General features: G+C 69.1%; 21 protein-coding genes. 13 read left to right on the forward strand and 8 right to left on the reverse strand.

All coding sequences use genetic code 11. The annotated features are described in order from the left end of the window. Positions 1-27 precede the first annotated feature (27 nt). The 9 genes from KY572_RS23580 to KY572_RS23620 all read left to right on the forward strand — a co-directional run bounded on the left by KY572_RS23580 (position 28) and on the right by KY572_RS23620 (position 7,661). Positions 28-1,200, forward strand: a complete 1,173-nt coding sequence (locus KY572_RS23580; RefSeq protein WP_224245197.1) for a CaiB/BaiF CoA transferase family protein — start codon at positions 28-30, stop codon at positions 1,198-1,200. Between the two features lie 141 nt (positions 1,201-1,341). After that, a complete protein-coding gene (locus tag KY572_RS23585) occupies positions 1,342-1,632 on the forward strand; it encodes a hypothetical protein (protein ID WP_224245198.1) in 291 nt (96 codons plus the stop codon). Further along, positions 1,632-2,624 carry a ferritin-like domain-containing protein gene (locus KY572_RS23590; protein ID WP_224245199.1) on the forward strand — a complete coding sequence of 331 codons (993 nt, stop codon included), beginning with the start codon at positions 1,632-1,634 and terminating at the stop codon, positions 2,622-2,624. The genes KY572_RS23585 and KY572_RS23590 overlap by 1 nt, the downstream gene beginning before the upstream one ends. 230 nt (positions 2,625-2,854) lie before the next feature. Next, entirely contained in the window at positions 2,855-3,151 is a 297-nt protein-coding gene (locus KY572_RS23595) for a hypothetical protein (RefSeq protein WP_224245200.1), read from the forward strand. Then, positions 3,148-4,158: a ferritin-like domain-containing protein gene (locus KY572_RS23600; RefSeq protein ID WP_224245201.1), complete on the forward strand. Its 1,011-nt coding sequence runs from the start codon at positions 3,148-3,150 to the stop codon at positions 4,156-4,158. The genes KY572_RS23595 and KY572_RS23600 overlap by 4 nt, the downstream gene beginning before the upstream one ends. Further along, positions 4,152-4,523: a holo-ACP synthase gene (locus KY572_RS23605; protein ID WP_224245202.1), complete on the forward strand. Its 372-nt coding sequence runs from the start codon at positions 4,152-4,154 to the stop codon at positions 4,521-4,523. The genes KY572_RS23600 and KY572_RS23605 overlap by 7 nt, the downstream gene beginning before the upstream one ends. 26 nt (positions 4,524-4,549) lie before the next feature. Beyond that, positions 4,550-4,978 carry an acyl-CoA thioesterase gene (locus KY572_RS23610; RefSeq protein ID WP_224245203.1) on the forward strand — a complete coding sequence of 143 codons (429 nt, stop codon included), beginning with the start codon at positions 4,550-4,552 and terminating at the stop codon, positions 4,976-4,978. 14 nt (positions 4,979-4,992) lie between these two features. Continuing rightward, complete coding sequence (locus tag KY572_RS23615) at positions 4,993-5,931, forward strand: alpha/beta fold hydrolase (RefSeq protein ID WP_224245204.1); 939 nt, start codon at positions 4,993-4,995, stop codon at positions 5,929-5,931. An 11-nt stretch (positions 5,932-5,942) separates the two neighbouring features. Next, positions 5,943-7,661, forward strand: coding sequence for an AMP-binding protein (locus KY572_RS23620; RefSeq protein WP_224245205.1), 1,719 nt, complete (start codon positions 5,943-5,945; stop codon positions 7,659-7,661). Here the strand turns inward: KY572_RS23620 and KY572_RS23625 are convergent, their stop codons facing one another. Further along, entirely contained in the window at positions 7,662-8,741 is a 1,080-nt protein-coding gene (locus KY572_RS23625) for a hypothetical protein (protein ID WP_224245206.1), read from the reverse strand. An 80-nt stretch (positions 8,742-8,821) separates the two neighbouring features. Here KY572_RS23625 and KY572_RS23630 point away from each other — a divergent pair, with 80 nt between their 5' ends. Further along, on the forward strand, positions 8,822-9,961 hold the full coding sequence (locus KY572_RS23630; protein ID WP_224245207.1) for an acyl-CoA dehydrogenase family protein: 1,140 nt from the start codon (positions 8,822-8,824) through the stop codon (positions 9,959-9,961). 13 nt (positions 9,962-9,974) lie between these two features. Here the strand turns inward: KY572_RS23630 and KY572_RS23635 are convergent, their stop codons facing one another. The 3 genes from KY572_RS23635 to KY572_RS23645 form a co-directional block, all read right to left on the reverse strand. Further along, a complete protein-coding gene (locus KY572_RS23635) occupies positions 9,975-12,437 on the reverse strand; it encodes an RCC1-like domain-containing protein (RefSeq protein ID WP_224245208.1) in 2,463 nt (820 codons plus the stop codon). 129 nt (positions 12,438-12,566) lie between these two features. Beyond that, positions 12,567-12,854 (reverse strand): hypothetical protein, encoded by a 288-nt coding sequence (locus KY572_RS23640; protein WP_224245209.1) that lies wholly within the window; start codon positions 12,852-12,854, stop codon positions 12,567-12,569. A gap of 58 nt (positions 12,855-12,912) precedes the next feature. Beyond that, positions 12,913-13,335: a hypothetical protein gene (locus tag KY572_RS23645; protein WP_224245210.1), complete on the reverse strand. Its 423-nt coding sequence runs from the start codon at positions 13,333-13,335 to the stop codon at positions 12,913-12,915. Positions 13,336-13,411: 76 nt separating this feature from the next. Here KY572_RS23645 and KY572_RS23650 point away from each other — a divergent pair, with 76 nt between their 5' ends. From KY572_RS23650 to KY572_RS23660, 3 genes are all read left to right on the forward strand, one after another. Then, positions 13,412-14,041: an SAM-dependent methyltransferase gene (locus KY572_RS23650; protein WP_224245211.1), complete on the forward strand. Its 630-nt coding sequence runs from the start codon at positions 13,412-13,414 to the stop codon at positions 14,039-14,041. A gap of 75 nt (positions 14,042-14,116) precedes the next feature. Continuing rightward, a complete protein-coding gene (locus tag KY572_RS23655) occupies positions 14,117-20,188 on the forward strand; it encodes an alpha-2-macroglobulin family protein (RefSeq protein WP_224245212.1) in 6,072 nt (2,023 codons plus the stop codon). A gap of 173 nt (positions 20,189-20,361) precedes the next feature. Further along, positions 20,362-20,691: a hypothetical protein gene (locus KY572_RS23660; protein WP_224245213.1), complete on the forward strand. Its 330-nt coding sequence runs from the start codon at positions 20,362-20,364 to the stop codon at positions 20,689-20,691. Between the two features lie 97 nt (positions 20,692-20,788). On the opposite strand, the gene KY572_RS23665 is transcribed toward KY572_RS23660, so the two are convergent. The 4 genes from KY572_RS23665 to KY572_RS23680 all read right to left on the reverse strand — a co-directional run bounded on the left by KY572_RS23665 (position 20,789) and on the right by KY572_RS23680 (position 25,079). Continuing rightward, the gene (locus KY572_RS23665; protein WP_224245214.1) at positions 20,789-21,784 is read right to left on the reverse strand and encodes a hypothetical protein; all 996 of its coding nucleotides are present in this window, start codon (positions 21,782-21,784) and stop codon (positions 20,789-20,791) included. A gap of 136 nt (positions 21,785-21,920) precedes the next feature. Continuing rightward, on the reverse strand, positions 21,921-22,958 hold the full coding sequence (locus KY572_RS23670) for an EndoU domain-containing protein (RefSeq protein ID WP_224245215.1): 1,038 nt from the start codon (positions 22,956-22,958) through the stop codon (positions 21,921-21,923). Positions 22,959-23,056: 98 nt separating this feature from the next. Then, the gene (gene tyrS, locus KY572_RS23675; protein ID WP_224245216.1) at positions 23,057-24,319 is read right to left on the reverse strand and encodes a tyrosine--tRNA ligase; all 1,263 of its coding nucleotides are present in this window, start codon (positions 24,317-24,319) and stop codon (positions 23,057-23,059) included. Positions 24,320-24,455: 136 nt separating this feature from the next. Next, positions 24,456-25,079, reverse strand: coding sequence for a 5-formyltetrahydrofolate cyclo-ligase (locus tag KY572_RS23680; RefSeq protein WP_224245217.1), 624 nt, complete (start codon positions 25,077-25,079; stop codon positions 24,456-24,458). Positions 25,080-25,081 lie beyond the last annotated feature (2 nt).

The raw sequence follows: 25,081 nt of genomic DNA on the forward strand, positions 1-25,081 counted from the left end.
CTGTCGTGTGGACCCCCCCCTGTCACCATGAACTCGCTCCCTCTGTCCGGCCTCAAGGTGCTGGATCTCTCCCGGCTGCTGCCCGGGCCGTACGCCACGCTCGTCCTCGCGGACCTGGGCGCCACCGTGGACAAGGTGGAGGACCCCGACGGCGGCGACTACATCCGCCAGATGCCCCCCCTGCGCGACGACGAGAGCGCGCTCTTCTACGGGCTCAACCGCAACAAGCGCTCGCTGACGCTCAACCTCAAGACGCCCCAGGGCCGCGACGCGCTCAAGCGCCTGGTGCGCGGCTATGACGTGCTGGTGGAGAGCTTCCGGCCCGGCGTCATGGACAAGCTCGGGCTGGGCGAGGCCGCCCTGCGCGCGGAGAACCCGCGCCTCATCTACTGCGCCATCTCCGGGTACGGGCAGACGGGGCCGGACCGGCTCAAGGCGGGGCATGACATCAACTACGTCGCCCGCGCCGGGGTGCTCGGGTACGGCGGCGCGGCGGGCGGCGCACCGGCCTTCCCGGGCGTGCAGATCGGCGACATCGGCGGCGGCAGCCTCTTCGCGCTGGTGGGCATCCTCGCGGCGCTGCACGAGCGCGAGCGCACCGGCCAGGGCCGCTTCGTGGACGTGTCCATGACGGAGGGCTCCATGGCCTTCCTGCACATGCACCTGGCCGCGCGGCTCGTCATGGGCGAGCAGGGCCAGCCGCTCCAGCGAGGGCGCGAGGGGCTCAACGGCGGCTACGCCTGCTACGGCCTCTACCGCACGAAGGATGACCGGTGGCTGGCCGTGGGCTCGCTGGAGCCCAAGTTCTTCGCCGGCCTGTGTGAGCGGCTGGGGCGCATGGATCTGCTCGAGTCCGGCTACGAGCTGGGGCAGGGCGCGGAGCGGGCCAAGGCCGAGCTGGCGCGCCTCTTCGCCGAGCACCCCCTGGCCCACTGGCAGCAGCTGCTGGCCGGCACCGACCTGTGCATCGAGCCCGTGCTGGAAGGCGACGAGGTGCTCGCCGATCCCCAGCACCGCGCCCGAGGCCTCTTCGTCGAGGCGGAGGATCCGCAGCGGGGGCGCAAGGTGACCCACCTGCTCACACCTCTGCGCATGGGCGACACGCCGCTGCGCCCACCCCCGGCCCTGGGACAGCACTCGCGGGAAATCCTCTCCCAGGCCGGCTTTACCGCCGAAGAGCTGGCCCAGCTGGGACTCTGAGTTCGGCCAGGGGTGGCATTTCCCCACTGACGTGTCGGGGCGGGCATCCACCGGTGAACCCATCAGGTGGGGAGTTTCTTGGCATTCTTCTCAAACTATTGGAAACTACATGCATGTAGCTGACGTTTCCGGGAGGAAGCCATGGCTGAGATCGACGAGCTGAAGAACTTCATTTGCCGGAAGTTCTCTGAAAACGTGGGTTTGGAGCCTGAGGAACTCTTCGGGCGGGATCTGTCCCTGGCGGAGGTGATCACCCGCTCGGAGCGGCTGAAGAACAGCGTGGACCTGATGGAGGTGTTCGCGAAGTGTTCGAACACCCTGCGCAAGCAGTACGGCATCCGGGTCCGGCTGCCGGCGCTCTCGCTGGACACGCCCATCTCCCGCGTCGTCGAGCTGTTCGTGCAGGAGTGTCAGCACGGGAGGGCTGCGTGATGGGTACCGCCTTCCTGCACCAGGTGTCCAACGTCGGCGCGCACGAGCGGCGCCTCTTCGAATTGAGCGGGCTGTCCGAGGGGCGCTCCGGCTCGAGCCGCAGGCCGGTGGTGATCGCGGAGCTGTACCGCGCCTTCCGGGAGGAGGGCCGCACGCTGGTGGAGATCCTGTGGGAGCAGCACCGCTTCCACGAGGCGCGCCGGTGGAACGCCGTGGAGCTGGTGGAGTCGGTGCGCCCCGAGCACCTCACCGAGCTGGATCGGCTCGTCGTCTGGAGCGCGGGGCAGGCGGAGATGACGGCCAAGCCCAGCGCGGATCGGATGACGCGCCTGGCGGACGCGGAGTGCCGGCGCTGGCAGGGCAAGGACGACGCGCTGGCCTCCGTCATCCAGGCGCTCGGCTCGTGGAGCCGCTACTGGAACGAGGAGGAGTCCCACCACGAGATGGGCTTCACGCAGCTGTCGCTCCAGCTGGGCTTCCCTCCGCCCAGCGACGCCACCGTCATCGACTATCGCAAAATCTTCCCGGATGACGATCTGCTGCGGACGGTGGCGATGCTCTCCTTCTCCGAGGGCATCGCCGCGGTGAACTACGGCCAGTACGCGCGGCATGTGAGGGAGCCGGCCCTCAAGGCCCTGCTCAAGAACGTGGGCGCCGACGAGGTGCAGCACATGCAGTACTTCATCTCGTTCTCCAAGGCGCTCGTCGACAGCGGGGCGTATCCCGCCAAGGAGGCCTTCGCCGTGGCCCACCTCTTCCTGCGGGAGGGGGGAGAGCTCTACGGCAGCGCCCGCGAGCATGTGGAGTCACGAAATACCCATACCAACTGGTGGGACCACCTCGGGGACGGGGCCGGCGAGGCGGCGGTGACTCCCGAGGCGCTCGAGCGCAAGCGGTCCCTCATCCTGCACGCGCTCAAGCGCATCACCGGGATCTCCTGCGCCACACCCCAGGAGGTTGAGGATCTCTGGATGGACCTGGTGGGAGAGTGATCTTTGGTGCAGACCTGTATTGAAATGGCGCGTCATTGATTGTTAGCTGCCGAGCGAGCAGGGGGAAGGGTTGGGTACACGCTGTCCTGGTCGCGCCTGGCTGGCGGCCGGACAGTCACGCCTCTCCTCTCGTCACGTGGGGAGACTCCCTTCTCTGTGATGGATGAAAGCCCGTGCCGGTGGGGAGGACCCGACTCCACCGGCCTGGGCTCGATCAACGCGAGGAGCCGATGGCTGACACCGGTGAGCTGAAGGCGTACATCCAGAAGAAGTTCTGTGAGAATGTGGGACTGCCCGCGGAGGAGGTCTTCGGACCCGATCTGACGCTGGCGGCGATCATCTCCCGCTCCGAGCGGATGACCAACAGCGTGGACCTGATGGAGTCGTTCGCGCGCACGGCCAATGCCCTGCGCAAGGATCACGGCATCCGGATCCGCCTGCCGGCGCTCGCGCTGGACACGCCCATCTCCAAGGTGCTCGAGGTGTTCCTGCAGGAAGTCGAGCGCAGCCAGGGGAGGGCGGCATGAAGACGCCCACCGTGATCATCGACGGGAGCAGCGAAGGGGCGCTGCAGCAGCCGCCGCTGCCCGTGGCGCGGCAGCAGCTGGAGATGTCGGGGCTGGCGGACGAGGGCCTGCGCGAGGAAGGCAAGCCGGTGATCGTCGCGGACCTCTACCGGGCCTTCAAGGAGGAGAAGCGCACGCTCGTGGACATCGCCTGGGAGCAGCAGCGCCTGCACGAGTCTCGGCGCTGGAGCGTCATGGAGATGCTGGCGGCGATCGACGTGGAGCGGGTGAGCCAGTCGGATCGGCTGCTGGTGTGGAACGCGGGCCGGGCGGAGCTGACCACCAAGCCGGGCGCGGATCGGCTCGCGCGGCTGTCGGACACCGAGTGCCGAAGGTGGCAGGAGAAGAACCCCGTCGTCGCCTCCATCATGCAGGCGTGCGGCACGTGGAGCCGCTACTGGAACGAGGAGGAGGCGCACCACGAGACCAGCTTCAACCGGCTGGCCACCCTGTTCGCGATGGATCGCGTCACCGACGAGACGTTCATCGAGTTCCGCAAGGTGTTCCCGGATGACGACATGCTGCGGACGCTGACGCTGCTGGCGATCTCGGAGATCGTCGCCGCGGTCAACTACGCGAACTGCGCGCGCGTCATCCAGGAGCCCGGCCTCAAGGCGCTGTTCAAGCAGGTGGGCGCCGACGAGATCCAGCACATGAACTACTTCATCGCCTTCGCCAAGGGGCTGGTGGACAGCGCCGAGTACGCGCCCAAGGAGGCGTTCTCGGTGGCCCACTTCTTCCTGCGCGACGGCGGCGAGGTGTACGGCAGCAAGCGCCAGCACGTGGAGCAGCGCGGCACGCACGTCAACTGGTGGGATCACCTCGAGTACCGCGAGGGGATGTACTCGCCGGACGCCATCGACAAGAAGGAGACGCTCATCTTCAACGCGCTCAAGCGCATCACCGGCATCACCGTCTCCTCGGCCGAAGAGGTCGAGGACAAGTGGATGGAGCTGGTGGGGTGCTGATCGGCCTCGGCCACGATCTGCAGGTCCTCCATGAGCTGAAGGCGCTGGAGGGCCTGTGGGAGCCCGGGGTGTTCTTCACCGAGGCGGAGACGGACCGCTTTCGCGCCAGCCCCTCGCCGGTGGAGAGCCTGGCGGCGGGCTTCTCGATGAAGGAGGCCCTGTTCAAGGCGCTGCCTCGGGTGGAGGGCTGGTTCTGGACCGACGCCGAGGTCCACCATGACGAGCGGCACGCGCCGCGCTTCCGCTTCCACGGGGCGCTGCGCGAGCACATGGAGCGCCACGGCTGGGAGACCCTGCTCTCCATCTCACACAGTGGTGGGTTCGTCTCGACGGTGGTCATCGTCGCGGCCGCGGCCCGCCCTTGAACCTTCCTCGCCTGGAGTCCCCTGCCTTGCGCTTCGAAGAATCGTCGCTCACGCTGCGCGTGCGGCCCAATGATCTGGACAGCCTGGGCCACGTGAACAACGCCACGGCCCTGGAGTACCTGGAGGCGGGTCGCTGGGCGTGGATGGAGCACAACGCCCTGCGCCGCGGCGGAGGCGTCATCGCCGTCACCATGCGCATCGAGGTGGACTACCGCAAGGAGATCGCCCCGCAGGAGGTGGTGGTCCGCACGCTCCTGCAGGAGCCCTCGTGGGAGGACCTGCGGGACGAGGATGCGGTCCACTACCGGGTGCGGTTCCACCAGCAGATCCTCGTGGACTCCGGGCGCGTCGTCGCGGTGGATGCGCTGGTGCAGGCGGCCTTCGTCAGCGCGGCCGATCGCTCGCTGTGCTCGGTGCAGGACTTCCTCGCGTTCGCGCGCCAACCGACTTCCTGAACAGAGGTCTCGACATGATGTCCCAAGCCACTACCGACAGTGCTGCTCCCTCCACGTCCCTGGTTCGGGAGGAGTGGTGGGTCCCCACCAGCGGAGGCCACCAGCTCCGCGTCCTGCAGGTGCGCACCGAGGCCACGGGCGCCGGAGCACCGGGCGTCCTGTGCCTGCACGGGCTGTTCTCCGACGGGCGCTTCTTCCTGGGCTCGAATGGAGAGGGGCCGGCGCGCTACTTCATCGATCAAGGGTGCACGGTCTACATCGCGGAGCTGCGGGGGCACGGCGGGAGCCGGTGGCCCGAGAAGCGGGCGTGGGACTGGAGCTTCGACACGTATGCGCAGCATGACATCCCGGACCTGGTGCGGGCCGTGCGTGCGCGGCACACGGGGCCGCTCTTCCTGCTGGCCCACAGCATGGCGGGCTACGCGGCGCTCGCGGGGCTGGGGCTCCAGCCGGATGCCCAGCGGATGCTGAGCGGGGTGTGCACGCTGTCCTCGGCGGTGAACGACTACAGCGACGGAGGGCTGAAGAAGGCGGTGATGGTGCGCTTCTCCAGCGTGCTGGCCGGGCTGCTCGGCCGGTTCCCCGCCAAGGCGCTCAAGCAGGGCCCGGCGGACGAGCCCGCCGCGCTCATGAAGCAGTTCGCCGAGTGGGCTGCCACGGGCGCGTTCCGCAGCGTGGACGGGACGACGGACTACTGGCAGGCGCTGGGGAAGGTGACGGTCCCGGTGTTCGCCGGGGTAGGGGAGGGTGATGTCTTCCATGCCTCTCCGCGTCGGGCCGAGAAGCTGGTGGGGAAGCTGGGCAGCGGGGACAAGACGTTCGTCATCTGCGGGCGCTCGCACGGGTTTGGGAGCGACTTCGGCCACTTCGACATCCTCCGCGGGAGCCGGGCCCAGAAGGAGGTCCTCCCGCGGGTCCATGAGTGGATGCGCGCCCACGCGGCGACGGCTTGAGGAGGACGACGATGCTCGACGTCATCCAGCGGTTGGGGGAGATGGAGGGCCAGCGCGGCCTGAACCTGGTGGAGGACTTCCTCAGCCCGCCCACGCTGCTGCCCTATGCCGAGTTCCCGGCGCGGGTGGCGGCGTACGCGGAGCACTTCCGGGCGCAAGGCATCCAGCGCGGCGAGCACGTCATCCTCCCGTTCGAGACCGCGGAGGGGGCGTTCTTCTCCCTCTTCGGGCTGATGGAGGTGGGGGCGATCCCGCTCTCGGTGAAGCCCTACATCTTCAGCACGCCCCGGCAGAGCTACCGCGAGTTCCTGGGGCGGATCTCCGAGCGGTACCAGGCGCACCGGGTGGTGGACGTTCCGAGCCTGAGCGGGCTGGAGCTGCCGCTGCGCCGGGTGCCGTTGCCGCCGGCCGGGGCGAAGCGGGAGGGTGTGCGCCTGCGGGAGGTGGGCCCGGAGGAGCTGGCCTTCGTGCAGTTCTCGTCGGGCTCGACGTCGTTCCCCAAGGGGGTGCCGATCACCCAGCGCAACCTGAGCGCGAACCTGAGGATGATCACCCAGCACGACGGCCGGAAGCCCGAGGACTGCGGGGCGATGTGGCTGCCGCTCTACCATGACATGGGGCTGATCGGCCTGCTGACCTGCCTGTACACGGGTGTGGATGTCTACGTGACGCAGCCAGCCACCTTCCTCATGGATCCGCTGGGCTTCCTGGAGTTCATGTCCGAGCGTCGGGCCACCCTCTCCGTCATCCCCAACTTCGCGATCGACTACGCGCTGAAGACGATGCGCGAGCTGGAGCCCGAGGATCTCGAGCGGCTGGACCTGTCGGCGCTGCGGACCATCTATCTGGGCAGCGAGCCCATCAACATCCCGAACCTGGAGCGCTTCACCGAGCTGCTCGTGCCTCGGGGGCTGAAGCGCACGGTCATCAAGCCCTGCTACGGCATGGCCGAGGCGGTGCTGATGGTCTCCTGCGTGGGGCAGGAAGAGGCGTGGCGTGTCGTCACCGCGCCCAGCGGACAGCCGGCGATCTCGGTGGGACGGCCCCTGCGGGAGTTCGAGGTGCGGCTGCGAACCGAGGACGGCCGTCTCTGTGGGGAGCGGGAGCTGGGGGAGATCGAGATCCGAGGGGGCAGCCTCGCGGCGTCGTACTACCAGGATGAGCGCCCGCTGCGGAACGCGGAGGGCTACTACCCCTCGGGCGATCTGGGCTTCATGCAGGACGGCGAGCTGTTCATCACCGGCCGCATCAACGATCGCATCAAGATCAACGGGCAGAGCTACTTCTCCAGTGACTTCGAGCAGGCCGTCGAGCGGCTCCCCTTCGTCCGCCCCGGCAGGTCCGTGGTCATCCAGGCCGAGGGGCGGGTGGTGGTGCTGGCCGAGGTCAGCCACGCGGGCGTGCTGGAGCAGCGGGCTCAGAGCCAGCGTCAGGTGTGCGAGAAGATCCTGGAGGCCGTGGGCGTCACGGTGGCGCAGGAGGACGTGCTCTTCATCCGCTACGGGCAGATCCAGAAGACGAGCAGCGGGAAGCTCCAGCGCCGCGCCATCACCGAGGCGTACCAGCAGGGACGCGTCCGCATCGCCACTCCGATGGAGCTGCGCGCGGACCTGCTGCGGATGCGCGCCCAGCGGCTCTTCTACGGCTCACTGTTCGAGGCTCGGAAGCGCGGCGGCCGGTGGATCCAGTCGGGCCGCGAGGTGCTGCGGCGGTTCTCGGCACGGTCCTGATCACCTCCACTCCGCCAGCCCGTGCGCCGCATGGCACGCGTCGCCGATGAGGTCCAGGTAGAGCTGGGGGTGCTGTTTCGCGAGCGTCTCCGTGTCTCGGAAGGCTCCGGCCTCGCCCAGCCGGCGGACCGTGGCCTCGAGCAGCTGGTGGGCCCGCGTCACGGCCTGCTGCTGTCTCACCGTGGGACTCCAGCCGCTCTCTCTCCGGTACCTCCCCAGAGTCTCCAGGAAGTGGCCGTAGAACTTCAGGGACTGGGAGAGCAGCGACATTCGGTAGCGCGGTGCGTCCATGAGCGCTGCCTCATACTGGCGCGCCTCCGAGCCCAGCCGATAGATGAGCACGTCCACCTGGACGCCCAGTCGCTCGCCCCAGGCCTTGCGCACCGCCGGGTGCCGCGCCCAGCCCGCCACCGCCTGGAAGAAGTGGAGCCCTCCACAGGGGTGCGCGTAGATGCCCTGCTTCTGCTTGGGCACCTGGGGCAGTCCGGCCTTCATGCCCGCGGACAGGTCCGCGTGCGCACGCTCCAGCGTCCCCAGCGCCTCCTCCATCACCGCATCGAAGCGCACCTGCTCGCCCGCGCCGTTGCGGAAGGTCGCCCCGGGCTCGAGCACCTGGCTGAGTGCATCCAGCGCCCAGGCCCCCTCCGGCGAGCGGGCCAGCTCCGGGCGGAAGTCTCGCTGGAGCTCCTCCACGAGCGCTCCCAGCGTCACTGTCCCCCAGGCGGTCTGGAACTTCCGGCTCCGCGGAAAGCCCGCAAGCACCAGCGTCTTCACCTGCAGCGCCGGATGCGGCTCCACGGGCGTGCCGTCCGCCGTGAAGGGCTCGAAGTACAGCCCACGTCCCGTGGGGCCTTCCTCCCGCCGCAGGAAGTCCGAGACGATCACCTCCGCCGCCAGCCGCCCGTCTCGTGCTCGGAAGCCTCGGCCCTCCAGCGTCACGCCATGAGCCAGCGCCCAGGGATTGCGGGGGTTGGCTCCCTGGGTGCGGCACAGCGCGCGGAGCTGCTCGGCAGTGGCGGACGGCGCCGCCGGCGTGGCGGTGGCCAGGCCGAGCAGCAGGAGAGAGGCTGGAAGGAGCATGGCGGGGCGGGGAAGGATGCTTGTTCACTCGCGACTCGCCTGCTATTGACTGGCGAATCAATCTTTTTCCAGGAGCGACCATGGTCAACCCCTTCACCGAGGAGCATGAGGCCTTTCGCAAGACGGTGCGAGCCTGGGTCGAGAAGGAACTGACGCCCCATGCCCTGGAGTGGGATCGGGCAGGCATCTTCCCCCGCGAGGTCTTCAAGCAGGCGGGCGATCTCGGCTTCCTGGGCATCAACCACGATCCGAAGTTCGGCGGCAGCGGCCTGGACTACTGGTTCGTCACCGCGTTCTGCGAGGAGCTGACCTACACCCGCAACGCCGGCGTCAACATGGCCCTCATGGTCCAGAGCCAGATGGCCACCCCCATCATCAACGAGATCGGCACGGACGAGCAGAAGCGCGAGTTCCTCGAGCCCGCGCTCAAGGGCGAGAAGATCGCCGCCCTCGGCATCAGCGAGCCTGGGGTCGGCTCGGACGTGGCCAACATGAAGACGACGGCGCGCATCGACGGCGACGACTACGTCATCAACGGCTCGAAGATGTGGATCACCAACGGCACCCGCGCCGACTTCATTACCCTGGGTGTGCGCACGGGCGAGGCCGGCTACGGCGGCATCTCGCTGGTGACGTTCCCCACCGACGTGAAGGGCTTCTCGGTGTCCAAGAAGCTCGACAAGGTGGGCAACCTGTCCTCCGACACCGCCATCCTCTACTTCGAGGACTGCCGCATCCCTCGGCGCTACGTGCTGGGCGAGGAGAACGAGGGCTTCTACAGCATCATGACCAACTTCCAGGGCGAGCGCCTGGTGGGGGCCATCAGCACGGTGGCCGGCATGGAGCGCATGGTCGAGGACTCGCTGCGCTACGGCACCGAGCGCGAGGCCTTCGGCAGGCCCCTCATCAAGTTCCAGGTGTGGCGCCACAAGTTCGTCGAGCACCTCACCGCCATCGAGGCCGCCAAGCGCCTGACGTACCACGCGGTGGCGCTCTTCGATCAGAAGGAGAACCCCGTGAAGGAGATCTCCATGGCGAAGCTGTTCGCCGGAGATCTCGCCCAGAAGGTGGCCTACGACTGCCAGCAGTTCTTCGGCGGCATGGGCTACATCGAGGAGACGCACATCGCCCGGGCCTGGCGCGACGTGCGGCTCATCACCATCGGCGGTGGCACCTCGGAGATCATGAAGGAGATCATCTCCAAGCTGTACGGCTTCTGAGCTGCTCCCGCTCCTACGGGAACGAAGGTGTCGCGGGGGCGGGAGAGTTGCCCGACGTCCCATCCCCGATCTGGCTTCGCCGGTTGTCACCCCACGCTCGGGGAGTGCCGTCACTCCTCACCGCCAGCGAGTGGGTGCCGCCCGCGGAGATGGCCGTCACCCCGCTCAGCTCGGGCACCTGGATGGGGCTGAGGCGCGAGGTGAGCGTCCCGTCACCCAGCTGCGCATCGGAGTTGCTCCCCCATGCCCACAGGGTGCCATCGTTGCGCAGCGCCAGCGAGTAGCCCTGGCCCGCGGAGATGGCCGTCACCCCGCTCAGTCCGGGCACCTGGATGGGACTCAGGCGCTGGGTCCGCGTCCCATCGCCGAGCTGGCCGCCGCTATTGGTTCCCCAGGCCCAGACGGTGCCGTCGCTGCGCAACGCCAGGGAGTGAAAGAGTCCGGCGGAGGTGGCGATCACCCCGGTCAGCTCAGGCACCTGGATCGGCTCGAGGCGGTCCTGCGTCGTCCCATCGCCGAGCTGCCCCCGTCGGTTGTCGCCCCAGGCCCAGACAGTGCCGTCGTTGCGCACCGCCAGCGAATGGTTGGCGCCCGCGGCGATGGCCGTCACTCCCGTGAGCGCTGACACCTGGACAGGCGTGGCACGGTGAACGGTGGTTCCATCGCCGAGCTGGCCCCGGCTGTTGCTGCCCCAGGCCCAGACAGAGCCATCGCCGCGCAACGCCAGGGAGTGAAAGGACGTCGCGGCGAGAGCGGTGACACTCGTCAGCCCGGACACCTGGACCGGTGTTGGCTGGTTGAGGCCCGTTCCATCTCCGAGCGCGCCGAGCCCATTGCCGCCCCAGGCCCAGACAGTGCCGTCGCCGCGCAACGCCAGGGAGTGGCTGTTGCCCGCCGCGAGAGCCGTGACGCCGCTCAGCGCGGACACCTGGACCGGCGTGGAACGCTCGGAGTCCGTCCCATCACCGAGCTGGCCCAGGCCGTTCTCGCCCCATGCGCGGACCGTGCCGTCCTTGCGCAGCGCCAACGAGTGGAAGGAGCCCGCCGCGACGGAGGCCACGTCGGTCAGCCAGGACACCACGGTCGGCGTGGGGTGCTTGCTCGACGTCCCATCTCCCAGCTGTCCATGGCTGTTGCTCCCCCAGGTGCGAAGCGTGCCGTCCACGCGCAAGGCCAGGGAGTTGTCGAAGTTGGCCGCGATGCGGACCACGCCCGTCAGCGGCGGCACCTGGGACGGAGTGGCGCGCTGGAGGCCCGCGGTGTCTCCCAGCTGCGCCTCGGAATTGTAGCCCCAGGCCCAGACGGTGTTGTCGTTGCGCAGCGCCAGCGCATGGCTCGCGCCCGCCGTCAGCCCGGTGATGCCCCCGGGCGTGCTCGCCCGGACCGGCGTGTGACGAGACGTCGTCGTCCCATCGCCGAGCTGTCCTGCCGCGTTGCCGCCCCAGGCCCAGACGCTGCCGTCCTTTCGCAGCGCCAGGGAGAAGTCACTTCCCGCCGCGATGGCGCTGATGTCGGTCAGCCCTGGCACCTGCGAGGGGAGGGGACGAGCGGTGGTCGTCCCATCTCCGAGCTGGCCCTCGGAGTTGTTGCCCCAGGCCCAGACGGTGCCGTCCCCGCGCAGGGCCAGGGTGTGCGCCCGGCCCGCGGCCAGGGCGGTGATGCCGCTCAGCCCGGACACCTGCACGGGAGTGGGGCGGTCGGTGGTCGTTCCATCGCCCAGCTGACCCGAGGCGTTGTCTCCCCACGCCCAGACCGTGCCATCCCCGCGCAGCGCCAGGCCGCTGTCGGACAGACCGGCGGCGATGGCGGTGATGCCGCTCAGCCCGGACACCTGCGCCGGGGCGGCTCGGTCGATGAGCTGCCCGTCTCCGAGCTGGCCCTTGAAGTTGGCACCCCACGCCCAGACGGTGCCGTCCTCGAGCAGCGCCAGCGAGTGGGCGGGCCCCGCGGCGATGGCGGTGACACCCCTCAGGCCCGGCACCTCCCCAGGCGTGGACCGGAAGGGCGAGGGCTCCGTGCCGAGCTGCCCCCCCGCGTTGCTCCCCCAGGCCCAGACCGTGTGGTCCACGAGCAGCGCCAGCGTGTGCTGGCCGCCGCTGGCTCCGGCCAGGACCGAGCAGTGCTGGAGCGCGAGGGTGAAGGACCGGGACGCGGTGCTGCCGGGCTCGTCGGAGACGGTGACCTTGACCGAGGCCTCGTCCATGGTGCGAGCCGAGCAGGGCGGCGCCGTCCACGTCACCTCGCTGGTGGTGCCCGTCTCGCTCGGAGGCCCCAGGGAGCCCTGGCTGGCCTCCCAGGAGAACCGGAGCGAGGGGCTCTCGGCATCCCGCGCCACCACGCGCAGGGTGACGGTGCCCAGGGGCTGGAGCCGCGCGGCGGACTGGCTGGCCTCTTCGATGGTCGGCGGCGTGTTGCGTGGCGCGTCCTTTCCACAGCCAGCCACGGCGGTGAGCAGCAGCAGCAGCCCCGCTCCCATGAGCCCCTTCCAAGATCTCGATCGTCTCGTCTGGTTCATGCGCACCTCTCGCCTGTCGAGTGTGCGACGAACCTTATGCTCTCCAGGGAGGGGACCGCAGCCGTGCTCCCGGCGAGCGTCCGCCGTCCTTCACTTCTTGCGGAACAGCGCCTCCGCCGCCGAGAGCAGCTGATCCTTGCTCTCCTTGGCGTGCAGGCCGCCCTCGCCAATCTGGAAGAACTCGCAGAAGTTCGCCGAGTCCTTGTCGCCCGGCACGTCCGCGAAGGGCTCCTTGCACTCCTTGGCCACGGTGGGATCGAAGTGGCGGCAGTTGCGGCACGAGTGCACCTCCTCGCCGCAGTGCGGACACGTGTCGCGCCGTCCCACCTGGTTTCCAATCACCTCGAGCGGCTTTCCGCAGTGCGCGCAGCCGGGCATGGCTCCTCCGAGACAGAGGGCGCCATCTTGCCAGCGCTTCACGAGCAGCGGCGAGCGCTCAGCGGTTCGGCGTCGCCACCAGCCCCGACGCGCTCTCCGAGGAGGCGGACGCAGGAGCCGACGTCAGCTCGGGCGGGGCCTCGGCGGCCGCGTCGTCCAGCTGCGAGTCCAGCCGCCTCAGCAGGTACAGCATGTACGCCACCAGCGCGGCGATTGCTCCGCCCATCAGCCCGAGCATCTGCCCGCGCTGCCACACGTGGGCGCGCTCCATCACCGTGCGTCGCGAGGCGAACGTCTTGAGCTGCGCGTCCGCCACCGCGTTGTCCAGCCGCTCGGCGTACTCGATGGCCTGGGCGTTGCCGCGCTCCATCAGCCAGCGGGCCTCCGAGTCCAGGGAAGCCTTGCGCGTGTAGCAGAACCCGGCACTTCCCACGCACAGGAGGGAGACGCAGACGGCTGCTACTACGCTACGGGAACCCATGGACCCTCCAATGCGCCCAAAGCGCGGGATATCCTACACCCGCGGCCGCCCGACACTTCCCCGAGGACAGTGCGGAATGGTAGGGACGCCCGGAGTTATGGGCAAGCCCTACCGTCCGAAAGACCACTATTTCCAGAAAGCCAAGCAAGAAGGGCTCCGGGCGCGCTCCGCCTTCAAGGTGGATGAGATCCTCAAGCGCCATCCCATTGTGAGGAAAGGTGGGGTGGTGCTGGACCTGGGCGCGGCGCCGGGAGGCTTCCTGCAGATCCTCGCGGACACGGTGGGGCCGACGGGGAAGGTGGTGGGCGTGGACATCGTGGCCATCCGCCCGTTCACGCAGAAGCACGTGACGACGGCGGTGCTGGACGTGCTGGCGGACGACTTCGACGCGAAGCTGCTGGCGCTGCACGAGGGGCCGTTCGACGCGGTCATCTCGGACATGGCGCCGAAGACGAGCGGCATCAAGGCCACGGACGAGGCGCGCAGCCTGCGGCTGGCGGGCAAGGCGCTGGAGGTGGCGGTGACGCGGGGCCGGCCGGGCTCGAGCTTCGTGGCCAAGCTCTTCATGGGCGGAGACTTCGAGGAGTTCCGCGCGCAGGTGCGCTCGAATTATGAGGATGTGAAGGTGGTGCGCCCCGAGGCCACCCGAGGCGCGAGCATGGAGGTGTACCTGGTGGGGCTGCGCCTGAAGGCCGCCGCGCCCTGAGGTGCCGCCCTTTCTTGTGCCTTCGTGAAGGAAGAGTCTCGTGAGCCGTACCGGCCGCTTGCGTAGAGTGGCCGCATGGCAACGCTCTACCGGCTGCTGGCTGTCTTCCCGCTCCTGCTGATCGCTTCCCTGGCCGTTCCTGGCTCCGCCCACGCACAGGCCAAGACGCCGCCCTCGTGGAAGGAGATCGACCAGCTCGTCGAGCAGCAGAAGCTCGAGGCCGCCATTCAAGGCATCGACGCGCGGCTCGCGCAGGCGCAGGCGAAGGCGGACGAGAACGAGTGGGCCAAGGCCCTCATCCGCACGGTGCAGCTGCGCACGGGGCTCCACGGCTACGAGACCACGGTGCGCTTCCTGCGCGACCAGCCGTGGCCCAAGGGGCTGCTGCCGCGCACGGCGGTGCAGCTCTACTACGCCCGCTCCCTCGTCAACTACACGCGCGCCTACCACTGGGAGGTGAGCCGGCGCGAGCGCGTGGTCTCGTCCGGCCCGGTGGATCTCAAGACGTGGACGATGGAGCAGATCCTCACCGAGGCCCATCGCACCTACGCGGAGGTGTGGAAGGAGCGCGAGCGGCTGGGGGCGACCTCCGTCCAGTCGTTCTCCGAGTTCCTCACGCCGAACACCTATCCGCAGGGCATCCGGAGCACGCTGCGCGACGCGGTGACGTACCTGTGGGTGGAGATGCTGGCGGACACCGCGACGTGGAGCCCGGAGCAGTCGCAGATGCTGTACCAGCTCGATCTCGCCGTGCTGCTCGGCGGGAAGCCCTCGGTGGAGCTCACGGAGCCGGCCGTCCACCCGCTGATGAAGATCGCCGCGCTCCTGGGAGACCTGGAGGCCTGGCATCGCGGAGCGGGCCGGCGTGAGGCGGAGCTGGAGGCCCGGCTCGCGCGCTACGAGACGCTCTACACGGCCTACTCGCAGCCGGACGATCTCGCGCGCATCCGGAAGCACCTCGCCGCGCACCTGGAGGCCTTCCGGAGCGTGCCCTGGTGGGCGATGGGACAGGGGCTGCTGGCGGAGCTGGAGGAGCGGGCGGAGCACCGGGTGCGCGCGCATCAGCTCGCGAAGGCGGGCGCCGCGGCCTACCCGACGAGCCTGGGCGGACAGCGCTGTGCCGCGGTGGTGAGCCGGCTGGAGGCTCCGGCCTACTCCCTCGAGAGCATGAGCTCGGACGGTCCTCAGCGGCGCTCGATCCAGGTGACGCACCGCAACCAGCCCGTCCTCTACTTCCGCGCGTATGCCTACGATCTCGAGAAGCGGCTGGGCAAGGCGGACGACTATGACGTGCGGCCCGACGACCGGGAGCTGCGCCAGCTGATCGAGCAGCAGAAGCCGGTCGCCTCCTGGACCTTGGAGCCGCCGGCGACGCCCGACCTCCAGGACCACCGCACCTTCGTCACGCCGCCCCTGAAGGAGCGAGGCACCTACGTCATCGTTGCCTCCGCGCGGCAGGACTTCAAGCTGGAGGACAACGACGTGCGCGGGGTGCTCCTCACGGTGACGCCCTATGTCCTCATCACCCGCGCCAACGAGGGCCGTCGGATCGAGGCCCAGGTGGTGGATGGCCAGACGGGCCAGCCCGTGGCCGGCGTGGAGGTGCGCCTCTTCCTCATGGACTACGAGCGTGGCCACCGCGAGGTGCAGCGCGCCTCCACGGACGCGAAGGGAGAGGCGTCGTTCCTCCGTCAGCAGGGCCAGCGCTACGAGAACTTCCTCGTCATGGCGGGGCGGGGGAAGGAGCTCCTGCTCCAGTACAACCAGCTGAGCTACTTCGAGTCCTATCGGGAGGCCGAGCACCCGCAGACGCTCATCTTCACCGACCGGAGCGTCTACCGGCCGCTGCAGAAGCTGCTGTGGAAGGTGGTGGCCTACCAGGGCAGTGGCGCGCAGGCGCGCTACAAGACGCGGCAGAACACGCAGGTCACCGTCTCGCTGCGCGATCCCAACGGTGAGGTCGTCGAGAAGCGCGTGGTGCGCACCAACACGTTCGGCTCGGCGGCGGGCGAGTTCTCCATCCCCGCGGGCCGGGTGCTCGGACACTGGTACCTCTCGACCGATCCCGCGGGCTCGGCGCACGTGCGGGTGGAGGAGTACAAGCGCCCGACGTTCGAGGTGGCGCTCAAGGATCCCGACGCGCCGCTGCGGCTCAACCGGCCGGCCACGTTCCGGGGCGAGGCGCGCTACTACTTCGGGCTGCCGGTGGTGAATGGCTCGGTGCGCTGGCGCGCCTATCGCGAGCCCGTGTTCCCCGAGTGGTGGTGGGGATACGGCGGCCGCGGCACGGGCTTCATCCCGAGGGAGCGCCAGCTCGTGGCCACGGGGACCTCACCGCTGAAGGAGGATGGCTCCTTCCAGGTCTCCTTCACGCCCCAGGCCGACGAGCGCGACACGTCCTCCGCGCTCACCTGGCGCTACCGCGTGGAGGCGGACGCCACGGACGAGGGCGGGGAGACGCGCTCGGCGAGCCGGGCCTTCCGGCTGGGCTTCGTCGCGGTGGAGGCGCGCGTGGACAGCGACGAGGGCTTCTTCCAAGAGGGCAGGCCCGCGGAGCTGCGGCTGACGCGCTCCAACCTGGATGGGGTGCCGCAGCCCGGGAAGGGGAGCTGGCGGCTCGTGACGCTTCAGCAGCCCGTCCAGCCGATGCTGCCCGCGGAGGAGCCGATCGAGCCACCTCCGGGCCCGCCTCCGGCAGGGGCGGAGCCGCGCACCGTCACGCCCGGAGACGCGCTGCGGCCCCGGTGGAGCGAGGAGTACGCGCCCGAGCGGACCCTGCGTCGCTGGGCGGCGGGGGCCGAGCAGGCCCGAGGCATTGCGGAGCATGACGCGCAGGGGCTGGCGCGCGTGAAGCTGCCGGTGCTGAAGCCGGGGGCCTATCGCCTCGAGTACGAGACGGTGGACGCCTTCGGACAGAAGTTCACCACCACGCACGAGTTCCTCGTCGCGGGCGCGAGCGCTCCCATCTCACTGCCGGCGATGCTGCTGCTCGAGCGGGACACGGTGAAGGTGGGGGAGCCGGCGCGCGTGCTGGCGTTCTCCGGCTTCGAGGTGCAGCCACTGTTCCTGGACGTGTACCAGGGAGAGAAGCGGCTCCAGCGGCGCCACCTCACGCGCGGGAAGGATCCGGCGGTCATCGAGCTGCCCGTGACGGAGGAGCTGCGCGGGGGCTTCACCGTGACGCTGGTGGGCGTGCGGGACTACCAGCTCCTGCGCTTCACGCAGCAGGTGTTCGTCCCGTTCGATGACAAGGAGCTGAGCCTCGAGTTCACGTCCTTCCGGGATCGGATGCGCCCGGGAGCGAAGGAGACCTGGCGCGTCACCGTGCGAGGTCCGAAGGGAGCCCCGGTGGAGGCTGGGGCCGCCGAGCTGCTCGCGTACATGTATGACCAGTCGCTGGATCTCTTCGCGCCGCACAGTCCGCCCTCGGTGACCGCGCTCTACCCGGTGCGCACCGCGGAGATCCTGCTGCACTCCTCGCTCGGCTCCGAGCAGAGCCACTGGATCGCCTACCGAGAAGAGGAGGCCAGGGGGACCCGGTGGGTGCCCCCCGAGGCGGACGCGCTGCTCTTCATCGACAACTACTCGATGGGGGGAATGGGAGGGGAGCGCAGGCTCTCGATGAAGCGCAGGGAAGTGATCCAGATCGTGCGTGGCAGCTCCGCGCTGGCTCAGAGCGCCGCCCCGGAGGCCTCGGCGGATGCGCCGCCGCCGCCGCCGCCCGCTCCTCCCGGGGAGGCGGCCAGGAAGTCGCAACCGAGCTTCGGGAGCACCGTCAGCGGCTCGGCCAGTACCATCCTGGGAGGCGTGGTGGAGGCTCCCCAGGAGCCGCCGCGCTCGAACTTCGCGGAGACGGCCTTCTGGATTCCGCAGCTCCTGACGGGGGCGGATGGCTCGGCGACGCTGGAGTTCACGGTGCCGGACTCGGTGACGGCGTGGAGCGCGTGGGTGCACGCGCTGACGCGGGACTTGAAGGGAGGCTCGGTCCAGCGCACGACGCGCAGCGTGAAGGAGCTGATGGTGCGCCCCTACGTCCCGCGCTTCCTGCGCGAGGGGGACAAGGCCGTGCTGGAGGTGGCCATCAACAACGCCAGCGAGCAGAAGCAGCAGGGCACGCTGACGCTCGACATCCTGGACACCGAGACGGAGAAGAGCGTGCTGTCCCGCTTCGGCGTCACGAGCGCCAGCCAGCCCTTCACCGTGGAGCCGGGCAAGGGCACCTCGCTGCGCTTCACGCTCACGACGCCGCCCAAGCCCGGCCCGGTGGCCTTCAAGGTCACCGCGCGGGCGGGCAACCTGGGGGATGGAGAGCTGCGCCCGCTGCCCGTGCTCCCCGGACGCATGCACCTGGCACAGTCGCGCTTCGTCACGCTGCGCGGCAAGGATCGCAAGGAGCTGACGTTCGAGGATCTGCGGCGCAATGACGACCCGAGCCGCATCAACGAGCAGCTCGTCGTCACGGTGGACGCGCAGCTGTTCTACTCGGCGCTGCAGGCGCTGCCGTACCTGGTGGACTACCCGTACGAGTGCACCGAGCAGACGCTCAACCGCTTCGTGTCCACGGGCATCGTCTCGAGCCTCTACGGGAAGTACCCGGCGGTGGCGAGGATGGCGAAGACGCTGAGCGCGCGCCCCACGCGCTTCGAGACGTGGGACACGGTGGATCCGAACCGGAAGATGGCGCTGGAGGAGACGCCCTGGCTGCAGGAGGCCAGGGGCGGGCCGGAGGTGGAGCACGGACTGGTGAAGGTGCTGGATCCGGCGATCGCGAAGGCCGAGCGCGCGGCGTCACTGGCGAAGCTGCAGAAGGCGCAGACTTCGAGCGGCGGCTTCCCCTGGTGGCCGGGAGGCCCGCCGTCTCCATACATGACGCTCTACATCGCCCACGGCCTGGCGCGGGCCGCGGAGTACAACGTGGAGTTCCCCCGGGAGATGACCCAGCGCGGGTGGAACTACCTGACGCGGCACTTCCGCGAGGAGTACGCGAGCAAGCTGATGAAGGAGGATCGGGGCTGGGAGTTCCTCACCTTCCTCAACTACGTGGCCTCCAGCTACCCGGATGTCAGCTACATGGGCAACGCGCTGACGGCGGAGGAGCGCAAGCGCATCCTCGACTTCAGCTTCAAGCACTGGAAGCAGCACTCGCCCTACCTGAAGGCGTACCTGGCGCTGACGCTGAAGCGAGCGGGGCGGGCGAAGGACGCGGAGCTGGTGTGGGCGAGCGTGATGGACTCGGCGAAGACGAGCCCGGAGCTGGGGACGTACTGGGCGCCCGAGGACCGCAGCTGGCTCTGGTACAACGACACGACGGAGACGCAGGCCTTCGCGCTGCGCACGCTCACCGAGCTGAACCCGAAGGACGCGCGGCGGGACGGGCTGGTGCAGTGGCTGCTGCTGGACAAGAAGCTCAACCACTGGAAGTCCACGCGGGCCACGGCGGAGGCCCTCTACGCGCTGGTGAAGTACCTGGAGCAGGAGGGGGCGCTGGGCATCCGCGAGGACGCCAAGGTGACGGTGGGGGACAAGACGGTGGAGTTCGTCTTCCAGCCGGACCAGTACACGGGGAGGAAGAACCAGGTGGTGGTGCCGGGGCCGGAGGTGGATCCGGTGAAGAGCAGCACGGTGGTGGTGGAGAAGACGGCGAAGGGCTTCGCGTTCGCGTCGGCCACGTGGCACTTCTCGACGGAGAAGCTGCCGACGGAGGAGCGCGGGGACTTCTTCCAGGTGTCGCGCCGCTACTTCCTGCGAGTGGCGCAGGGCCGGGAGACGACGCTCCGGCCGCTGGCGGAGGGCGCGAAGCTGGCGCCGGGAGACGAGGTGGAGGTGCAGCTGTCGCTGCGCGCGAAGCACGCGGCCGAGTACGTGCACTTGAGGGATCCGCGGGCGGCGGGGCTGGAGCCGGAGAACGCGGTGTCCCGCCACAAGTGGGACCTGGGGATCGTCTGGTACGAGGAGACGCGGGACTCGGGGACGAACTTCTTCTTCGAGTGGCTGCCGGCGGGCGAGTACACCTTCAAGTACCGGCTGCGAGCGAACATGGCGGGCACGTTCCGGGTGGGCCCCGCGACGGTGCAGTCCATGTACGCGCCCGAGTTCACGGCCTACTCCACGGGCGCGGTGCTCACCGTGGGCAGCGCCCGGCCCTGACCGGAGAGTCTCCGCTGCCGGGCGAGCGGAGAATGTCCTCGGGTGCCTCCCTGCTGCCAGGGCTCTCGCGCCGAGCCCTGGTTGCCTCCCCTGGGTGGATCCTCGGCCCTTGTCCGAAGGTCCGAGCCACCCAAGGTTTGTGCTGGGACGCATCAACCTGGGGATGTAGGACCATGTTCAAGCGGATGATGGTGGTGAGCGCGGTCGCTTCCGCGCTGGTGCTCGCGGGCTGTCGGGATCAGGCTGGCAGCCAGTACGGCGGTCAGGCGGATCAGACTCAGGGCACCGGCGGCGCGGGATCGACGGACCAGACGCAGGGCACGGGCGGCGCGGGCCAGGGCACCGGTGACACCGGCTCGAGCGGAAGCGTGGGCAGCGGCTCGGAGACCGGCGCGACGCAGGGCGCGGGGGGAGGCTCGTCGGGCAACCAGGGCGGCCTGGGGAACTCCGACTCGACGGACATCCAGAATGACGTCGGCGGCCAGGACAACACCCAGCGCTAGCCGGGCGAGCGAAAGCTCCTGACACGACAGAGCCCGAGGCCAGCAAGCGCCTCGGGCTCCAGGCAGCGGCGAGCAGGCTCACCCGCTCGCATGTGGCTCAGATCTCGTAGGCCTGCTGCTCGAAGACGATGACCTTGTGCGACTGCGGGAACAGGATGATGAACAGGCTGTCCCAGTGGTCCCCGTTCGGGCCCGTCTGGTAGGTCCGGTAGTAGCGCCTCACCTGCACGTTCTCCGTGCCGTTGCCGTACGTCGAGAGCAGGGTGGCGGGCAGCGGGTGGTAGACGGAGTACACGGCCGACGAGAAGTCCGCGTACGTGAGCGCCGTCAAGGTGCCGTAGTACTCGTAGCGCCACCACTCACCCACCATCTCCAGCGCCTCATGGCTCGCCTGCTCGAGCGTCGTCTCCCCCGCGTACGGCCAGCCGAAGTCATAGCGGTGCAGGATCGCGTGGACGCCGTCCCGCTGGTTGCCCGTGTTCACTTGCGCCTGCAACTGCGCGCTGATGGGCTCCTCCACCAGCACGATCTGATAGCCGCCCGGCGCCGGAGGAGGCGGCTGCGGCACGCACGCGAAGCCCATGCAGTCCACCTGGAGCCGGAACTGCTTGCCCGCGCCGTTGGCCGAGCTCACCACCGCGAGGTACTCGCCGCTCTGCGCCAGCGTCACCAGGGTGATCCGGCTCAGCGTGCCGTAGCCTGCATCGTCGTCCACCTTCACCGGCGTGGTGCCGTAGCTCCCGTTGGCGTCCTTCGGGCCGTACAGGAACAGGCTCGTGTCCAGGTACATGGAGCTGCCCAGGTGCGTGACGTCCAGCTTGAGCTGCGAGTTCGCCGGCACCTGCACGGTGAAGGAGTAGTACTGCGGGTTGGACGTGAAGGACGCCTGCGCCGCGCCCCCTACCGCCACCGGGCCCACGTACGTCGTGCTGTCCAGGATGTTCCCGCTGGCCGGCGTCGGCGGCGGGGCCAGCACGGCCTGCGAGCGCTCGCCGACCTTCTCCGCCGGCTCGTTCTCGGCCACTCCGCCGCAGGCGCCCAGCAGGCCCAGCGACAGCATCCACAGCAACGCGTTCTTCCACGTCTGGCGCATCGTCTCGTCCTCTCGTCAGGGGACGGAGCCCAGGCCTCATCGCCCAGGGCCTCCGTCCGGAAAACGGCACGCCCTGTAGCGTTGTAACTCTAGCAATTCAAGTAAAGATGGTGTTTCAGCCCGAGCGGATCCGAAGCTACTCCGCGCAGGTGGGGCGATCGTTCGTGGGGTAGAAGGTGGCGATGCCGTAGGTGCCGTTGCGGGTGCCGCAGTGGATCTGCCACGCGGTGCCACCCAGGTCCGGCGCGGAGTACACGCCGCCCTCCTTCTTCGCGCCGTCCCGCGCGCAGCAGCGTACGAAGGCCCGTGTCGCCAGGGCCGCGACGCTCACCGCATCCTGCGAGCGAGAGAACCCGCCGATCTTCTTCACCCCGCAGGACCACGGGGCCACGCCGTGGAAGGAGATGAGGTACTGGTCGCCGCTCACCGCGCTGTTGCCGCGGGCCGGGCCGTCGTAGCAGAGCTTCCCCTCGGCCTCGAGCTGCGCGTACCGCGCCTGGTAGTGCAGGCCACCGATGGGGCCACGCAGCCAGTCGTCGCCGCAGAAGACGTGGGTGAAGGCGTTGCGCGGGCCCGTGCTCACCCAGAGGCTCGTGAGCCACTCGAGGTTGGCCTGCTTCGCGCCCGCTCTCGTCCGCGAGCGCCCGGCCGCCGCCAGCGCCTTCTGGATGCGCGGGTCGTCATAGTGGTTGGAGAAGAAGCGCTGCACGTCCCCGGCACTCACGGACACATCCGGCCGAGCGGGGCACAGCGCGAGGATCTCCCGGTCCACGGCGGACAGGGCAGGGGGCTTGGAGAACAGGGGCGGGTTGCCACACGTCGTCGCGCACCCCGAGGCCAGCTTCGCCACCGCGGGGATCACCTCGGCCTGCTGCTGCCTGTCCGCCTTCACGAGCTCCGTCGCGCTCGGCGCGGCCTGGACCGCCGTCTCCGCGGCGCCGTCACACAGCACCCAGCCCTCGGCCTTGGGGCCCTGCAGCTTGCACCACTTGCGCCCGGGCCCTCCCTTCTTGAGGAGCGGGTAGGAGGTGTCGGGCTCGACGACGAAGACGACCTTCTTCGACTCGGGCTGATCCACCGCCTCCACGCGGGTGTCGGAGACGAAGGCCCCGGAGCCCGCCAGCGAGCTCAGAGGAAGGAGCAGGGTCAACAGGAGGGGAAGCAGACGAGACATGGCGCCCGGAGCATACCGTGAGAGGTCTGGAGCCCCCACGACAGCGAGGGCTCGCAGGCTTGGACCCTCCGCCGGGCGCGCTTATTCACCGGTGCCCGCTACGCCAGCTTCACCTTCGCGGCCTTCAGCTTGCCCACCTGCACCAGGTACTCGCCGGCGGGCAGCTCGTGCTTCGGATCGGTGATCTTCTCCCCGTTCACGCGCACGCCGCCCTGGGCCATCAGCTTGCGCGCCTCCGTCGCGGAGGCCACCAGCTTCGTCTCGGGCAGCACCTTCGTCAGCGGCAGCTTCGGCGCCCCCGCCAGCGACACCTCGGTCAGCGGCAGGCTCTCGGTGTCCAGCTCCTTCTTCGCGAAGCGCGCCTCGAAGTCCGCCGCCGCCTTCTTCGCGGCCTCCTCGCCCTGGAAGCGCGCCGCGATCTCCTGCGCGAACGCCACCTTCGCCGCCTTCGGGTGCGTCTGCCCCGACTGCACCGACTCGCGCAGCGCCTGCACTTCCTTCATCGGCTTGGACGAGAGCAGCTCGTAGTAGCGCCACATCAGATCGTCCGTGATGCTCATCAGCTTGCCGAAGATCTGCTCGGCCCGCTCGTCCACGCCCACGTAGTTGTCCAGGCTCTTGGACATCTTGTCGCCGACGATCTTCCCCTCGATCAGCTTCGCGTCCAGGCCCTCCAGGATGGGGCCCGTCATGATCACCTGCGGCTCCAGCCCCTGCTCCTTCATGAGCTGCCGGCCCACCAGCAGGTTGAAGAGCTGATCGGTGGCGCCCAGCTCCACGTCCGCCTTCAGCGCCACCGAGTCGTAGCCCTGCAGCAGCGGGTACAGGAACTCGTGGATGGAGATGGAGCGATTCTCCCGGAAGCGCTTCTTGAAGTCGTCGCGCTCCAGCATGCGCTGCACCGAGTAGCGCGACGCCACCCGGATCATCCCCTCCGTGCCCAGCGCGTCGAGCCACTCGGAGTTGAAGCGCACCTGCGTCTTCTCGGCGTCCAGCACCTTGAAGACCTGCTTCTTGTACGTCTCCGCGTTGGCCTTCACCTCGTCGCGCGAGAGGGGAGGCCGCGTCGTGTTCTTCCCCGACGGGTCGCCGATGAGCGCCGTGAAGTCACCGATCAGGAACACCACCGTGTGGCCGAACTCCTGGAAGCGCCGCATGCGCGTCAGCAGCAGCGAGTGCCCCAGGTGCAGATCCGGTCGCGTCGGGTCGAACCCCGCCTTGATGAGGAGCGGCTTGCCCTCCTTGTAGGAGCGCTCGAGCTTCTTCTTGAGCTCCTCGGCCACCTGGAGGTCCACGGTGCCTCGGGTCACTTCCTCGAACTGCTCTTCCGGAGTCGCCTTGCGCAGCAGATCCTGGCTCATAGCGCGGGGCACGTTATCCGAAAGTGCCCTCGGCGCGAGGCTCTTCTCTTCGTGCGTCAGGTAGCCGGCGCCAAGGAAGGAGCGGACGCACGGCCAGGAGCCCTGGCCGGTCCACTCCCTCCCATGAAGAGGTGCTTCAAGTGTCCAGGAAGTCCCAGTCGCGGTACAGGCCGCGCAGCGACTCGGACTCGGTGACGACCAGGTCCATGTCCACGTCGTCCCCGTTCGTCGGCATGCCCGGGACGATCTGGTCGCTGAACGCCAGGCCCACCCGCCGGCTGCGTGCCGAGGCCGCGCGCAAGGTGGCGTCGTAGTAGCCACCGCCGCGCCCCAGGCGCTTGCCGTCCCGGGTGAAGCCCAGCCCCGGCACCACGAACAGGTCGATCTGGTCCACCGGGATCAGATCCGAGGAGTTGGAGGGCTCACGCACCCCCAACCGCCCCGGCTCCAGCTCCGCCTCGGACTTGATCGCCCTGAAGGACAGGATGCGCCCGTGCACATGGGACAGCGGGTAGCAGACGATCTTCTCGTCCTGCAGCGCCGCGATCAAAATGTCCCTTGTGGGCACTTCCCCCCGGATGGGGGCATACAGCGCCACCGTCCTCGCCTTCTGATAGTAGGGCGAAGCCAGGAATCGAGACTGCACCTTCAACCCACGCCCATCGATGAGGTCTGGCGTCATCGCCTTGCGCCGTGCCGTCAACTCCTCGCGCAAGGACTGCTTCCGCGCCGCCTCGTCTGCCGCCACCGTCTCGCTCACCG

The organism is Hyalangium gracile, assembly GCF_020103725.1.
GTDB lineage: Bacteria > Myxococcota > Myxococcia > Myxococcales > Myxococcaceae > Hyalangium > Hyalangium gracile.

Coding starts and splice junctions, on each gene's coding strand:
- KY572_RS23580 (WP_224245197.1), top strand. CDS start 28: ATGAACTCGCTCCCTCTGTCCGGCCTCAAGGTGCTGGATCTCTCCCGG.
- KY572_RS23585 (WP_224245198.1), top strand. CDS start 1,342: ATGGCTGAGATCGACGAGCTGAAGAACTTCATTTGCCGGAAGTTCTCT.
- KY572_RS23590 (WP_224245199.1), top strand. CDS start 1,632: ATGGGTACCGCCTTCCTGCACCAGGTGTCCAACGTCGGCGCGCACGAG.
- KY572_RS23595 (WP_224245200.1), top strand. CDS start 2,855: ATGGCTGACACCGGTGAGCTGAAGGCGTACATCCAGAAGAAGTTCTGT.
- KY572_RS23600 (WP_224245201.1), top strand. CDS start 3,148: ATGAAGACGCCCACCGTGATCATCGACGGGAGCAGCGAAGGGGCGCTG.
- KY572_RS23615 (WP_224245204.1), top strand. CDS start 4,993: ATGATGTCCCAAGCCACTACCGACAGTGCTGCTCCCTCCACGTCCCTG.
- KY572_RS23620 (WP_224245205.1), top strand. CDS start 5,943: ATGCTCGACGTCATCCAGCGGTTGGGGGAGATGGAGGGCCAGCGCGGC.
- KY572_RS23625 (WP_224245206.1), bottom strand. CDS start 8,741: ATGCTCCTTCCAGCCTCTCTCCTGCTGCTCGGCCTGGCCACCGCCACG.
- KY572_RS23630 (WP_224245207.1), top strand. CDS start 8,822: ATGGTCAACCCCTTCACCGAGGAGCATGAGGCCTTTCGCAAGACGGTG.
- KY572_RS23635 (WP_224245208.1), bottom strand. CDS start 12,437: ATGGGAGCGGGGCTGCTGCTGCTGCTCACCGCCGTGGCTGGCTGTGGA.
- KY572_RS23640 (WP_224245209.1), bottom strand. CDS start 12,854: ATGCCCGGCTGCGCGCACTGCGGAAAGCCGCTCGAGGTGATTGGAAAC.
- KY572_RS23645 (WP_224245210.1), bottom strand. CDS start 13,335: ATGGGTTCCCGTAGCGTAGTAGCAGCCGTCTGCGTCTCCCTCCTGTGC.
- KY572_RS23650 (WP_224245211.1), top strand. CDS start 13,412: ATGGTAGGGACGCCCGGAGTTATGGGCAAGCCCTACCGTCCGAAAGAC.
- KY572_RS23655 (WP_224245212.1), top strand. CDS start 14,117: ATGGCAACGCTCTACCGGCTGCTGGCTGTCTTCCCGCTCCTGCTGATC.
- KY572_RS23660 (WP_224245213.1), top strand. CDS start 20,362: ATGTTCAAGCGGATGATGGTGGTGAGCGCGGTCGCTTCCGCGCTGGTG.
- KY572_RS23665 (WP_224245214.1), bottom strand. CDS start 21,784: ATGCGCCAGACGTGGAAGAACGCGTTGCTGTGGATGCTGTCGCTGGGC.
- KY572_RS23670 (WP_224245215.1), bottom strand. CDS start 22,958: ATGTCTCGTCTGCTTCCCCTCCTGTTGACCCTGCTCCTTCCTCTGAGC.
- tyrS (WP_224245216.1), bottom strand. CDS start 24,319: ATGAGCCAGGATCTGCTGCGCAAGGCGACTCCGGAAGAGCAGTTCGAG.